This is a genomic window from Mesorhizobium sp. B2-6-4 (genome assembly GCF_006441495.1).
Classification (GTDB): Bacteria; Pseudomonadota; Alphaproteobacteria; order Rhizobiales; family Rhizobiaceae; genus Mesorhizobium.
The window spans coordinates 72,845-86,037 of the sequence record NZ_VFUE01000001.1; the positions used below are offsets into that span (position 1 = coordinate 72,845).

Sequence of the window (13,193 nt, forward strand, 5' to 3'; positions counted from 1 at the left end):
CCTCGTCGACCTCGGTCAGCCCGAGGTAGGTGAAGAACTCGAACTTATGCCGCGATTCGACATTGGCCTGCGCCAGCGGCTGCAACTCCTCCCGCGTCAGGGCCCCGCCGACGTCGTCGTTGAGGCCCTGCTCGCATGGGCGGCAAAGCCATCGTCGAATGTTCAGCCTAACTCCTCCACGGTTGGGATTCTCAATGGAACCAGCCCGCTGGCACGGTCACCAATGCCGGGAACAGAACCAGCAGCACGATGAGGACCATCTCGGCCAGAAGGAAAGGCCACACACCTCTCAGGGCCGACCCCATTGAAACTTTGCTGATTCCGCACACCGTGTTGAGGACAGTTCCGACAGGGGGCGTAATCATGCCGACCGCGGCGGTCATGATGAACATGACCCCAAAATAGATCGGGTCGATCCCGGCCGCCGTTACGAGCGGCATGAGGATGGGTACCAGTATGGTGATCGAAGGTGCGAAATCGAGCACCATGCCGATGACAAAGATCGCCAGAACGATCATGGCCATCAGCAGGATCGGCATATCGATGAAAGGACTGAGGAGAGTAACGAGCTGGGCGGGCAGACTGGCGATCGTCATCATGAAGCCGGTGACCACGGAGGCTGCCACCAGCAGCATGATTACTGCCGTCATTCGACCGGCGTCGAGCAGCGCGTCAAAGAGCAGCCGCGGCGTCAGCTCCCGATAAACAACCAGCCCCACGAACAGTGCATAGAAGGCTGCAACGACGCCGGCCTCCGTGGGGGTGAAGATGCCGAACCGCAGTCCGACCAGGATAATCACCGGCAGCATCAACGCCCAACCGGCGGTCAGAATGGCTTTCGGGATGTCCCTGCGCGGGAGTTTGGGCTGGACCGCCGACGTTTCCTTTCTGGAGACGATCCACCAAGTCACCACTAGGCTCAGCCCCATCAGGATCCCTGGCACGATTCCGGCGAGGAATAAGCCGACGATGGAAATGTTTGCGGTGACGCCCAGGATGATGAATCCGACAGAGGGCGGGATCACGGGGGCAATGATGCCCGTCGCCGCCATCAAGCCCGAGGCGCGACTCATGCTGTAGCCCGCATCGCGCATAAGAGGGATCAGCATGACGGCAAGCGTCGCCGTATCCGCGATTGCCGATCCGGAGAGGCTGGCCATCAGCAAGCCCGTGCCGATGACCACGTAACCGAGGCCGCCACGTATGTGACCGAAGAGCGCCAGGGCCACGTTCACGATGCGGCGGGAGAGGCCGCCGGCGTTCATGAGCTCGCCAGCAATGAGAAAGAACGGGATCGCCATCAGCGGATAACTGTCCGCGCCATTGACCAGCCGTTGCGCGAGGATCTGAGCATCCAGATTTCCCATCAGCAGCATCATCGCAACCCCCGACAGCATCAGAGCGAAGGCAATGGGAATCCCGATGCCCATTGCACCGAGGAGTGAACCTATGAAGACCAAGCCGCTCACGGTGTTTTCTCCGAAACTAGCGCGGGGGACACGGCCGGTGGCGGCACATCGATCTCTGCTCCCGACCATGGGGCGGGCAGGATGCCGCGCAGCGAGCGCCACAGATCAAGAAGGAGGATCAGAGCCATCATGATGGCAGCGGTGATACCCGCGGCGTAGATGGCCCCGACGGGAATTCCCGACAGTGCTTGGACGTTGCCCCATTCGATCACGGTGAGTGACCAGCTGCCTTGTGCCAGGAGCCAGCAGCACCAGAGCATCAGGCCGTATGAAACAAGAAAGCAGACGAAGCGCGCCCTGCGAGGCAACCGGACCACCAATGAGTCGACGCCGAGATGCGCGCCCTTGGCTAGGGCCACCACGGATCCCATAAAGATGATCCAGACGAGAACCACACGGGAGACTTCAACGGCAAACGGAATGCCTGAGCTGAAGCCGTAGCGTAGCACGACATTTGTAAAGATTAGGATGCTGATGACGGCCATGCCGACGACGACGAAGACGTCAAAAGCCTTGAAAAGCCACTGTAACGGCGTGGTCATAACTGCTCCCAAGAGGTTGTGCGCGCATGCATCGATCCTTGCGGCACTCTGACGAGAATCCGCAGACCGTGAGCAGGGAGCCTCCAGCATGCTGATGGGGTAGAAACACCCAATCGCGTGATGAAGGCCTGTCCTGCTCATCCGGTCGAACAGCGCAGGGGTAAAGCCAACGATCCCTCCAACCAGTAGGAGGTCCCGGGCGAGCTTCCGGTGTCAGACACCTTCCACCACGGCCAGATGTGCCTTGGCATGCTTCTCGCGGGCCTTGATCGCCGTCTGATACTCTGGAGAGTTGTAGCAGGCGAGAGCGGTCTCGTAGTCCTTGAACTCGATGACCGCCAGGCGGTTCGCGTGAGGGCCCTCCATGACCTGGCTCGTTCCCGCGCGAACGACGAAGGACGCCCCGTATTTGTCGAACGCTGCCTTGTTCAAGGCAATGTATTCTTTATAGCCCTCATGGTCCGCGATATCGACCATTGCAACCCAGTATCCTTTTTTGGTCATCTGCTTCCTCTCCCACAGAAATTCCCATACCCTCTCGCGGAAGATACGGACGTCCCGATGCATTCAAATTCGCCACAAGTGCGTTTGCCGTTGATCCTCCTCGATCACACGGCTAGAACCGAAACTACGACGCTGACTACAATATGGACAGCTTGTCCAAAAGCGTGTAGTACCACCATGTTTCGTTGTCAAGCTTGCAAGGAGATGCGCCATGGGCCTAAGTGAGCTCCAGGACGAAGCCGATGAGAGAGCTTCTACTCACGTGCAGGGAGCGGCCTCGTTCTCGAAGTTCATCACGGTGCTGCAGATCATCGCGGATGCCCCTGGAACCTTGGACATTGCCCAACTGACAAAGTGCGCGCCATTTCCCCGGGGGACGGTCTACCGTCTCGTTTCGGCGCTCACGGCGGAGGGACTCATCACACAATCGGGAGAGGGTGGAACGTTCCGCTTGGGGCCGCGCCTCCTCCAGCTTGCTGCCAAGACCTGGGAGGACTCCGACTTGCGGACGATCGCTAGGGATTTTCTGGTTTCGCTCCGCGACGCAACCGATGAGGCGGTTCACCTTGCGGTGCCTAGCAATAACCGGATGGTCTACATAGACAAGTTGGTGGGCTCCAGCAGGGTTCAGATGAAAACCAGCATTGGCGGCCAGGTTGAACTTCACTCGACATCCGTGGGTAAGGCGTGGCTGTCTGGTCTGCCAGACCAGCGGCTGTTGGAAGTCATCAAGAGCCTGGATCTGAGACGCCATACCGCCAAGACGTTCACGACACCCGAAGCGCTGTTCGATGAGTTGAAGCGGACGCGCGAGCAAGGGTTCGCGTTCGATGACGAGGAGAACGAACCGGATATCCGCTGTCTCGGCAGCCCGATCTTCAATCGTTCGGGGGAACCGATCGGAGCGGTCAGCATCAGCATGCCGGTGTACCGGCACGACGCTCGGCGCCACGAGCTCTGCGCAAGGCTGGTGCGTCAAACGGCGAAACAGATCAGTGGCGAATTGTCCAGGATGGTGTAGCGCCGGGCGCGCCACCGCGTCCATCGCCACCATCGACGTGCCGCTTTAACGGCATCGCTATCATTCGACGCTGAGGAAGATGGCTGATCCAACAGCACCGAAACAGCCTTGGGGGCCGTTCAAGCCAGGCCAGTCCGGAAACCCGGCAGGCAGGCCCGAAGGGGCCCACAACAAGCTCGTTGAAGCATGCCTCGAAGACATGCTCGCGGATTGGGAGGCCAACGTGCCAGCAGCCATTGGCAAGAAGCGAGAGAAAAAGCCAGACGCACGCCTCGAAATCGTCGCTTCGATCCTGCCGCGAAACTTGCCGCACCAGATCGACAAGCGGCAGCCCTTCGTCAATGCCTTCGCCCATCGCTACAACCGTCACAGGGCACACGACGCTCTCGACGAATCAACTAAGCCGAGTATCTCAAGACCTTCAGCGGCGCGCCCCGAAGGCCTCCTCACATGTCTTGAACCAGGACATCCTGCAGGATGACACCAGGCGAACTCACTGTGCCGGAATGGCTGCGACGATCTCAGGCGATGGCCTGGGTGACATTGCTTGGCATGCTCTTCCATATCGCATTTGCTTTCGGACACATCGATGGCCCGACGCATAGAAACGGCTTGCTCTTATCCAGCTTCGAGCGGTCGCTCGCAGGATCCGGAGAAGGGCCCGCGTCGGGGCACCACGACGACAAGTCCCAGGGCCGTTGTGACATATGCATCATCGGCTCCATGGGAGCCGCACTGCCGGCGCCTCCGGCAGTTCATGTCCTTTCCGAGCTAACCTTCTACACGATCGACTGGGTCGCGACTGCGGCGCGCCCGGACACCATAGAACTCTCTTCACACTACGATATCCGCGGCCCTCCGCGAGCTTGAATGGATGGCTGAACTGCCGCTTCTCGCGGTCGCGCCACGCGCCGAAACTTGTGATGGCGGCTAATGACCATATCGATCTGGAGAGACAGAGATGGGATTGCATCACCACACCGGGACGTTGTTTGCCGCTGGCATGTTTATTGTTATTTCGACGGCGCACGCAGAAGAAGATCGTCGAGAGCTTGGACCACATGTTCATGGACACGGGACATTGGCGATCGCTTTCGAGGCCAACAATGTTCAGATGGAGCTCGCTGCCCCTGGCATGGATATTGTCGGGTTTGAGCACGAAGCTGAAACCGCGGAGCAGAAGAGCACCGTCGAGACCGCGCTCGCCGACCTTAAGGAACCCTTGAAGCTCTTCGCGATGCCCGACTCCGCAGGGTGCACCGTCACCTCCGCCGACGTCAAAGTCGTCGCGGAAGAACATGAGGACCACCCTGCTACCGCGGAGGCTGGTGAGGCCGCGGGTTCTGAAGAGCACGGGGCCCATCACACCGAGTTCCGAGCAACTTATGCTCTCGCCTGCGCGGATACTGCCCAGGCCGCGTGGCTCGACTTCCCCTTCTTCGATCGCTTCGCCGGATCCTGGAAACTCGGCGTGACGGTCGTCGATGCCAATGGACAGACCGCTTTCGAGGTGTCCCGCGAGGCGCGCTATCTGGAGAGATGAGATGAACGCGGACGCCGCGACGGACGCCGTGCGCTTGCACGGCGTCGAATACAGGTGGAACGCGCGAGACCCGTTTTGCCTCTCAATCGGCGAGTTCGAAGTTTCCCGCGGCGAACGTCTTCTGCTGCTTGGCGCATCCGGTAGCGGAAAATCGACGCTCCTCAGCTTGCTGACAGGCATCGCGTTGGCGCAAGCTGGGCGCTTGGAAGTCCTCGGGCAACGGCTTGACGAATTGAGCGGCAGCGGGCGCGATCGGTTTCGGGCGGAACATTTTGGCATCATCTTTCAGATGTTCAATCTTCTTCCCTACGGCGCCGTCATCGACAATGTGCTGTTACCGCTCAGCTTCGCACCGGAACGTCGCGCCCGCGCAAATGCCGCGGGAGGCGCGGAGAGCGAAGCCCGGCGCCTCTTGTCGGCCCTGGGACTTCCGGCGGATATCGGGCAGCAGACGGCGGCCACCCTGAGCGTCGGTCAGCAGCAACGCGTCGCGACGGCGCGGGCGCTCATCGGCTCCCCCGATATTGTTGTCGCCGACGAGCCTACATCGGCTCTCGACGACGATCGGCAGCAGGATTTTCTCGACCTGCTGTTCGGCCAGATCGAGGCCACAAAGGCAACTCTGATCATGGTCAGTCACGACCGCCGCTTGGCGCAGCATTTCACGCGGGCGATCCATCTCAACGACATCCTTACAACGTCGAAAAGCCGAGCCCGGGCATGATTGTCGCACGTCTCGCTCTGCAATCGCTGCGCAACCGCTGGATCACGGTGTTGCTGACGATCCTTTCGATCTCCGTCAGCGTCATGCTTCTGCTCGGTGTCGAGAAAGTCCGCAGTGGCGCGCGAGACAGCTTTGCCGGGACCGTGTCTGGTGCGGATCTGGTCATTGGCGCCCGATCGGGTGCCATGCAGCTCCTTCTCTACTCGGTGTTCCGCATTGGCAACGCGACCAACAATGTCACCTGGCGCAGCTACCAGGACATCGTTTCGCGCCCGCAGGTAGCCTGGGCAATTCCGCTTTCACTTGGCGACAGCCATCGCGGCTTTCGCGTCATCGGGACGACTCCGGATTACTTCGAGCACTTCCAATATCGCGGCGGCCAGGCCTTGACGTTTGCTGCAGGCGCACCCTTTGACGACCTGTTCGATGTCGTCCTCGGCTCGGATGTTGCGAGCCGGCTTGGCTATTCCATCGGCGACAAGATCACTGTCGCGCACGGTGCGGGCTCGCTTGGGCCGCAGCATGACGACCTCCCGTTTCGCGTGTCCGGCATACTGGCACGTACCGGCACGCCGGTGGACAAATCCCTCCATGTCAGTCTCAAGGCTATCGAGGCCATTCATGTCGACTGGCGGTCCGGTTCACGGATCCCGGGACAAGTTACACCGGCCGACCGTCTGCGGCAGATGTCGCTTCCTACGAGGGCGATAACCGCCGCGATCATCGGCTTGAAGTCGCGCCTGCAAGTCATCGGGTTCCAGCGCGGCGTGAACGAGTACAGGGCCGAGCCTCTTTCGGCTGTGCTGCCGGGGGTCGCCTTGCAGGAGATGTGGGGACTGGTCGCCACCGCCGAGACCGCATTGCTTGGCGTCTCAGCGATGGTCGTGGTGACCTCGATGCTCGGCTTGTCGGCAATGATCCTGTCGACGCTCAACGAACGACGGCGTGAGATCGCGATATTGCGCTCGCTGGGGGCAAGACCCGGCACGGTTGCAGGCCTTCTTGTCGGAGAGGCTACCTTGCTGACGGTGGCGGGAATCGCAATCGGTACGGCGGCACTTTATGCGGTCCTGATGGTGGCCCGCCCGCTTGTTGACAGACAGTTCGGCGTCGACATCGGCATTCAGCCTCCGTCCACGACCGATGCCCTGTTGTTGTTGGCAATATTGATCGGCGGGATGGCCGCCGGGTTCCTGCCGGCCTGTCGCGCCTACAGGATGTCACTCGCAGATGGCATGATGGTGAGAACATGAAGACTTCCGGATTCCTCGGCAACGCGAGGTCGATGTTGCGCTGCATCGCTCTCATCCTGGCCGTTTTGGGCGCGGGCTGCGGCGCGGCATTCAGCGAGGCCGCAACCCAGCTGAAATGGGAGATGCTGATCCCGCCGACAGAACCGCTGGCAAATTTCCCGGACGCACTTCCTTTTGAGCAGCAGGAGGCCCTGAGAAATGTCCTATACTGGAAAGGTCACCCGTCGGGCGAGTTGAGCGAAGAGTTTGCCCTTCAGCGCGACGAAGCCAAGAAAAGGGTCGACGTCGACAGGGAAAAACTCGCAACGCAAGGCGTCGATCTTGATAAGCTTTACGAACGATACGTAACCTGGGCTACGGAGATCGGGAGGCGTGGAACGCTTACCGAGAAGAAATATGACGGCGAGCGGGTAGCCATCGCCGGCTATCTGCTGCCCCTGGATTTTGATCCGAACGGTACGACGGAGTTCCTGCTTGTCCCCTATTTCGGTGCGTGCATCCATGAGCCGCCACCGCCGCCGAACCAGGTGATCTACTTGAAATCCACTGCTCCGTACGCGCCTGCGGCCCTGTTCGAGGGCGTGATGATAACCGGCACGATGCGCGTGCAGTCCGAAAGGAAAGACCTCTCCTTTGTGGACGGTTCAAGCGAAGTTGCTTCGGGCTACGTCCTGGAGGGCGACAGCATCGAGCCCTATCAAGGCGAGGGTGGCGGGCAATAGTCCCGCGGAGGCAATGCCAACCGCCAGTCCGCTGGTCGGAGGCAGGTGCGTCCGTGGATGGATGCGCTCAGCGAAACCCGGTGACCCTGAGCACCTCCGCCGGCGAGGTGAGACCTTGCCCTGCCTTCCTGGCACCGTCATGCGCCATCGTGCTCATGCCCCGCTCCAGCGCGAGCGCTTCGATCCTGGAGTGGTCTGCCCCTTGTGAAGCGAGCTCGATGATAGCCTCATCGAGAACCAGGATCTCGAACACGGCGATGCGGCCTCGATACCCCGTGCCGTTGCAACGGCCGCAGCCCACTGCGTTGAATATTTTTTGGCCCGGAGAGAACCCGACGGCCTGGTAGCGCGAGTCGAAGGAGAAAGTCTCGGTCGAAAGAATTCCTTCCTGCTTGCAGTGATCGCAGAGCCGCCGCAACAGGCGCTGGGAGATGATGCCGCGCACGGCGCCGACCAGCAGATAGGTCTCGACACCCAGGTCGCGCATACGTGTGAAGGCCGCCGCAGCGGTGTTCGCGTGGACGGTGGTGAGAACGAGGTGTCCGGTGAGCGCTGCCTGGACGGCGGCCCGTGCCGTTTCGCCGTCGCGTATCTCGCCGACCAGGATCACGTCGGGGTCCTGTCGCACGAACGTCCGGATCGCGGATGAGAAGGTGATGCCGATCGCCGAGTTGATCTGCGACTGCACGATGCCGGGGATCTGGTACTCGACGGGATCCTCGATGGTCACGATCTTGCGGCCCGGATCGTTTAGCTTCGAGAGCGCGGCGGCGAGCGTCGTCGTCTTGCCGCTGCCGGTCGGGCCGGCGACGGCGATCATTCCGTGGGTGTGCTCAAGGAGCCGGTTCAGCGTCTGCCGTTCCTGGTCATCCAGGCCCACGCCCGCGAAATCGAGCAGGACGCTGTCGCGGTGCAGGATGCGCATGACGACGGTCTCGCCATGGATGGAGGAGAGGGTGGCAACGCGCAGTTCGACTTCGCGGTCGCCGATGGGAAGGCGCATCGCACCATCCTGAGGCTTGCGGCGCTCGGTGATGTCGAGGCCGGCGAGAACCTTGATTCGCGACACGATCGCATCGCCCATTTCGTGCGGCGGCGGAGGCATGATCCGCAAGACGCCGTCGATACGGAAACGCATCACGAGCCGTCCGCGCATCGGTTCGAGGTGGATGTCGGTTGCCCTCAGGTCGAGCGCGCGCCGGAAGATGTCGTCGACGACAACCACAACCGGCGCGCCGCTCGCGAGATCCCGCAGGCTTGCGATAGCCGCTTCGGAGGTTGCTCCTTCGCCGGTGGCCTGGGCAACGTCCTGGGTGCCGGAAAGACGTTCCAAGCAGGATTCCAGGTCGGGTGCGGGAACCACGCAGACCTCGACGTCACCGTCGAGAACGGATCGCAGCGCCTCTATCGGGTCTGCGTCTCCGGGGTGGAGAACCCCTATGACGGCGCTCCCGTCAGGCGCCGTGAGCGGCGCGATCCAGTTCTCCACAAGAAATCGGTTTGAGAGATTCTGCGCGACGGGCCTGTAGTCGGCGAGTTGGTGCCGGTCGAGAAGCCGCACGCCATAATAGGACGACAGGAAGCCTGCGAGGGCATCGGCGTCGACGATCTGCGCTTCGATCAGGCGGTGCAGGTCGGAGGCTCGCGAGGCCGTGCTCTCACCGAAAAGACCCCGCGTAGCCTCGCGGCTCGCCAGTCCGGCATCGGCCATGGACGACAGGAGCGAGTGTAAGTCTGTAAGCTGTGGGTTCATTGAACGTACCTGTCGCACTTGACCCTTGAGCACAATGGACGCCGGCTTGCGCATGCCGAATCCGTCTGTCGGTTTAGTCCGCAGAGCGGTCTGCCTGACGTACGATTCCGGACCCGGCGGTTCCCCGGAAAGCTGCGCCAGACCAGAAGGCTGTGCGGTATGGGTGTCAAGAGCCCGTGCCCTTCTACTCCCACCAGACGGTGAACCGGGTGCCACACGAGGTAGCGATTGAGAATCTTTCGCTACACCCACATATCGCCGCCAATATTGCGGAACCCCACTCGACCAAGGCAAGCGTCACGCCCGCCAGCAGCTGGTGGGAAATCGTCATGACCCATGCGACCGTGACGATCGTAGCCGAGGGCCGCAGACTGCGCCGCGTTGGAATGAGCAGGCTTGGAGTGGCTGGAGCCCTTCCCGCTTCATCGCCTTGCCGGGCGTATCAATCTCAGTGATCCATGGCCTTGACGATTTCCTCGGTCATCTTCTTGGCGTCGCCGAGCAGCATCATGGTGCCGTCCTTGTAGAACAGCGTGTTGTCGATGCCGGCATAGCCGGAGCCGAGCGAGCGCTTGACGAACAGGCAGGTGCGCGCCTTGTCGACGTCGAGGATCGGCATACCGTAAATAGGTGAGGACTTGTCATCCCGCGCGGACGGGTTGGTGACGTCGTTGGCGCCGATGACATAGGCGACGTCGGCCTGCGCGAATTCGGAATTGATGTCCTCGAGCTCGAACACTTCGTCGTAAGGCACGTTGGCTTCGGCCAAGAGCACGTTCATGTGGCCCGGCATGCGGCCGGCCACGGGGTGGATGGCGTATTTGACGTCGACGCCATTGGCCTTGAGCTTGTCGGCCATTTCGCGCAGTGCATGCTGCGCCTGGGCGACGGCCATGCCGTAGCCAGGCACGATGATGACCTTCTGCGCGTTCATCATCAGATAGGCGGCATCGTCGGCCGAGCCCTGCTTGACCGTGCGCTCGATCCCATCATCAGCGCCCGCGGCTGCGGTCTCACCACCGAAGCCGCCGAGGATGACGGAGATGAAGGAGCGGTTCATGCCCTTGCACATGATGTAGGACAGGATGGCGCCCGACGAGCCGACCAGGGCGCCGGTGATGATCAGCGCCAGATTGCCGAGCGTGAAGCCGAGTGCGGCCGCCGCCCAGCCCGAATAGGAGTTGAGCATCGACACCACGACCGGCATGTCGGCGCCGCCGATGGGGATGATGAGCAGCACGCCCAGCACCAGCGATGCGGCAACGATGAGCCAGAAGACGAGCTTCGATTCGGTGGTGACCAAAAGCACGATCAGCACGACCAAGGCGATGCCAAGCGCGATGTTGATGAAATGGCGGCCGCCGATCATGATCGGCTTGCCCGACATGCGCCCGTCAAGCTTCAGGAAGGCGATGACCGAGCCGGTGAAGGTGATGGCGCCGATGGCCACACCCAGGCTCATTTCGACCAGCGCCTGGGCGTGGATGTCGCCCGCCGTGCCGATGCCGAAGCTTTCCGGCGCATAGATGGCGGCGGCCGCCACCATGACGGCGGCAAGGCCGACGAGCGAGTGGAAGGCGGCGACCAGTTGCGGCATCGAGGTCATGGCGATGCGCCTGGCCGTGACGGCGCCGACGCCGCCGCCAATGGCAAGGCCGAGCACGATCAGGCCGAAGCGTCCGGCCGATGGCGTGGCCAGCGCCAGCGTGGTGGCGATGGCGATGCCCATGCCGATCATGCCGTAGAGATTGCCTTGCCGGCTGGTCGTCGGGTGCGACAGGCCGCGCAACGCCAGGATGAAGAGAATGCCGGAAACCAGATAGAGGAAGGAGGCGAGATTGACGGTCACGTCACTTGTCCTTCTTCTTGTACATTGCCAGCATGCGCTGGGTGACGAGGAAGCCGCCGAAGATGTTGACCGACACCAGCATCAGCGCGACGAAGCCGAAGCCCGCGGCGACGCCCGAGGCGGCGATGCCGACGGCAAGCAGCGCGCCGACGACGATGACCGAGGAGATGGCGTTGGTGACGGCCATCAGCGGCGTGTGCAGCGCAGGCGTCACCGACCAGACGACGTAATAGCCGACGAAGATCGCCAGCACGAAGATGGCCAGGCGGAAGACGAAGGGATCGATGGCGCCGCCCGACAGCGCGTGCGCGGCGTCGCCGGCCGCCTCGGCGCCGCCGGGAGCATTTGCCAGGTTCTGCACCGCCAGCCGGACGGCGGCACTTGCCTGGTCGAGCTGGTCGAGGGCTTTCTGCAAGGTCTGGTCCATCACGCGGTCCCTTTCGGCTTGGGCGAGGGCGACTTTGGCGAGGGCTTGGATGCGGCAGCTTTCCTGGGCGCGGCTTTCTTGGGCGCCGAAGCATCAGCGACCATTGTGCTGGCCGGTATCGCGGGGGGCTCGATATATTGGCCCTTTGGCGGCTGCTGGTCGGCCTTGGCGAAGGCCGGATGGACGATCTTGCCGCCGTCGGTCAGCATGGTCGCCTTGACCAGGTCGTCATCGCGGTTGATGGCAAGCGTCTTCGTCGCCTTGTCGACCAGGGTCTCGAGGAAAGCAAAAAGGTTCCTGGCGTAGAGCAGCGAAGCGGAGGCCGCGACGCGGCCCGGCACGTTGAGATGGCCGACGATCTTGACGCCGTTGGCCGTCGTCACGACCTTGCCAGGCACAGCGCCCTCGACATTGCCGCCGCGCTCCACCGCAAGATCGACGATCACCGAACCGGGCTTCATCGAGGCGACCATGTCAGCCGACACCAGCCTCGGCGCCGGGCGGCCGGGGATCAGCGCCGTGGTGATGACGATGTCCTGCTTGGCGATGTGCTCGGCGGTCAGCGCCGCCTGCTTGGCCTGGTATTCCCTGGACATCTCCTTGGCGTAGCCGCCGGCGGTCTCGGCCGCCTTGAACTCCTCGTCCTCGACGGCGAGGAACTTTGCGCCAAGCGAGGCGACCTGTTCCTTGGCGGCGGGGCGAACGTCGGTGGCGGTGACGACCGCGCCGAGCCGGCGCGCTGTGGCGATCGCCTGCAGGCCGGCGACGCCGACGCCCATGATGAACACCTTGGCGGCAGGAACCGTGCCGGCCGCCGTCATCATCATCGGCAGCGCGCGATCGTATTCGGCTGCGCCGTCGATCACCGCCTGGTAGCCGGCAAGGTTAGCCTGCGAGGACAAGACGTCCATCGACTGGGCGCGCGTGATGCGCGGCATGAATTCCATCGCAAAGGCCGTCACCCCGGCCTTGGCCAGCGCCGCAACGGCGGCATCGTTGCCATAGGGATCCATGATGGCGATGACCGCAGCGCCTGACTTGTAGCTTTTCAGCTCCGCATCCGTCGGCCGGCGCACCTTCAGCACCACGTCGGCCTTGGCCACATCGCCGGCCTCGCCGATCGAAGCGCCCGCCTTGGCGAACTCCTCATCGGGAATGCGCGATCGCGTGCCGGCACCGGCCTCCACAACCACTTCAAGACCCAGGCCGGCCAGCCGTTTCACCGTATCGGGCGAAGCCGCGACACGGGGTTCGCCCGAGCCGCCCTCGGCGGGAATGAAGATGATCTGGCTCACGCTTGGCTACCCCTCCCCGGCACGCGGCGCATCTGCGCGCCTGCCGTATCGTTCACATCTTACTACAATCCACAAAATGGGCAATTTGTCC

13 protein-coding genes are annotated in these 13,193 nt (G+C 62.3%); 6 read left to right on the forward strand and 7 right to left on the reverse strand.

Going from position 1 to position 13,193, the window contains the following annotated elements; all coding sequences use genetic code 11:
• Positions 1–191 precede the first annotated feature (191 nt).
• The 3 genes from FJ426_RS00340 to FJ426_RS00350 form a co-directional block, all read right to left on the reverse strand.
• On the reverse strand, positions 192–1,469 hold the full coding sequence (locus FJ426_RS00340; protein ID WP_140560829.1) for a TRAP transporter large permease subunit: 1,278 nt from the start codon (positions 1,467–1,469) through the stop codon (positions 192–194).
• Positions 1,466–2,011: a TRAP transporter small permease gene (locus tag FJ426_RS00345; protein ID WP_181165438.1), complete on the reverse strand. Its 546-nt coding sequence runs from the start codon at positions 2,009–2,011 to the stop codon at positions 1,466–1,468. The genes FJ426_RS00340 and FJ426_RS00345 overlap by 4 nt, the downstream gene beginning before the upstream one ends.
• Positions 2,012–2,224: 213 nt before the next feature.
• Positions 2,225–2,515: a DUF1330 domain-containing protein gene (locus FJ426_RS00350; RefSeq protein ID WP_140558623.1), complete on the reverse strand. Its 291-nt coding sequence runs from the start codon at positions 2,513–2,515 to the stop codon at positions 2,225–2,227.
• A gap of 211 nt (positions 2,516–2,726) precedes the next feature.
• Between FJ426_RS00350 and FJ426_RS00355 the strand changes: the two genes are divergently transcribed.
• The 6 genes from FJ426_RS00355 (at position 2,727) to FJ426_RS00380 (ending at position 7,778) form a co-directional block, all read left to right on the forward strand.
• A complete protein-coding gene (locus tag FJ426_RS00355) occupies positions 2,727–3,536 on the forward strand; it encodes an IclR family transcriptional regulator (RefSeq protein WP_140500977.1) in 810 nt (269 codons plus the stop codon).
• A gap of 79 nt (positions 3,537–3,615) precedes the next feature.
• Positions 3,616–4,017: a DUF5681 domain-containing protein gene (locus FJ426_RS00360; protein WP_140560830.1), complete on the forward strand. Its 402-nt coding sequence runs from the start codon at positions 3,616–3,618 to the stop codon at positions 4,015–4,017.
• A gap of 480 nt (positions 4,018–4,497) precedes the next feature.
• Positions 4,498–5,079: a DUF2796 domain-containing protein gene (locus tag FJ426_RS00365; protein WP_140560831.1), complete on the forward strand. Its 582-nt coding sequence runs from the start codon at positions 4,498–4,500 to the stop codon at positions 5,077–5,079.
• Between the two features lies 1 nt (position 5,080).
• The gene (locus tag FJ426_RS00370) at positions 5,081–5,803 is read left to right on the forward strand and encodes an ATP-binding cassette domain-containing protein (RefSeq protein ID WP_140560832.1); all 723 of its coding nucleotides are present in this window, start codon (positions 5,081–5,083) and stop codon (positions 5,801–5,803) included.
• Entirely contained in the window at positions 5,800–7,056 is a 1,257-nt protein-coding gene (locus FJ426_RS00375; RefSeq protein ID WP_210240550.1) for an ABC transporter permease, read from the forward strand. Before FJ426_RS00370 ends, FJ426_RS00375 begins: the two co-directional genes overlap by 4 nt.
• Positions 7,053–7,778, forward strand: a complete 726-nt coding sequence (locus FJ426_RS00380; RefSeq protein WP_140560833.1) for a DUF3299 domain-containing protein — start codon at positions 7,053–7,055, stop codon at positions 7,776–7,778. The genes FJ426_RS00375 and FJ426_RS00380 overlap by 4 nt, the downstream gene beginning before the upstream one ends.
• A 67-nt stretch (positions 7,779–7,845) precedes the next feature.
• On the opposite strand, the gene FJ426_RS00385 is transcribed toward FJ426_RS00380, so the two are convergent.
• From FJ426_RS00385 to FJ426_RS00400, 4 genes are all read right to left on the reverse strand, one after another.
• The gene (locus tag FJ426_RS00385; RefSeq protein WP_140560834.1) at positions 7,846–9,585 is read right to left on the reverse strand and encodes a GspE/PulE family protein; all 1,740 of its coding nucleotides are present in this window, start codon (positions 9,583–9,585) and stop codon (positions 7,846–7,848) included.
• A 394-nt stretch (positions 9,586–9,979) separates the two neighbouring features.
• A complete protein-coding gene (locus tag FJ426_RS00390) occupies positions 9,980–11,380 on the reverse strand; it encodes an NAD(P)(+) transhydrogenase (Re/Si-specific) subunit beta (RefSeq protein WP_140512860.1) in 1,401 nt (466 codons plus the stop codon).
• 1 nt (position 11,381) lies between these two features.
• Positions 11,382–11,807: an NAD(P) transhydrogenase subunit alpha gene (locus FJ426_RS00395; protein WP_140512858.1), complete on the reverse strand. Its 426-nt coding sequence runs from the start codon at positions 11,805–11,807 to the stop codon at positions 11,382–11,384.
• On the reverse strand, positions 11,807–13,102 hold the full coding sequence (locus FJ426_RS00400; RefSeq protein WP_140560835.1) for a Re/Si-specific NAD(P)(+) transhydrogenase subunit alpha: 1,296 nt from the start codon (positions 13,100–13,102) through the stop codon (positions 11,807–11,809). The genes FJ426_RS00395 and FJ426_RS00400 overlap by 1 nt, the downstream gene beginning before the upstream one ends.
• Positions 13,103–13,193: the final 91 nt, after the last annotated feature.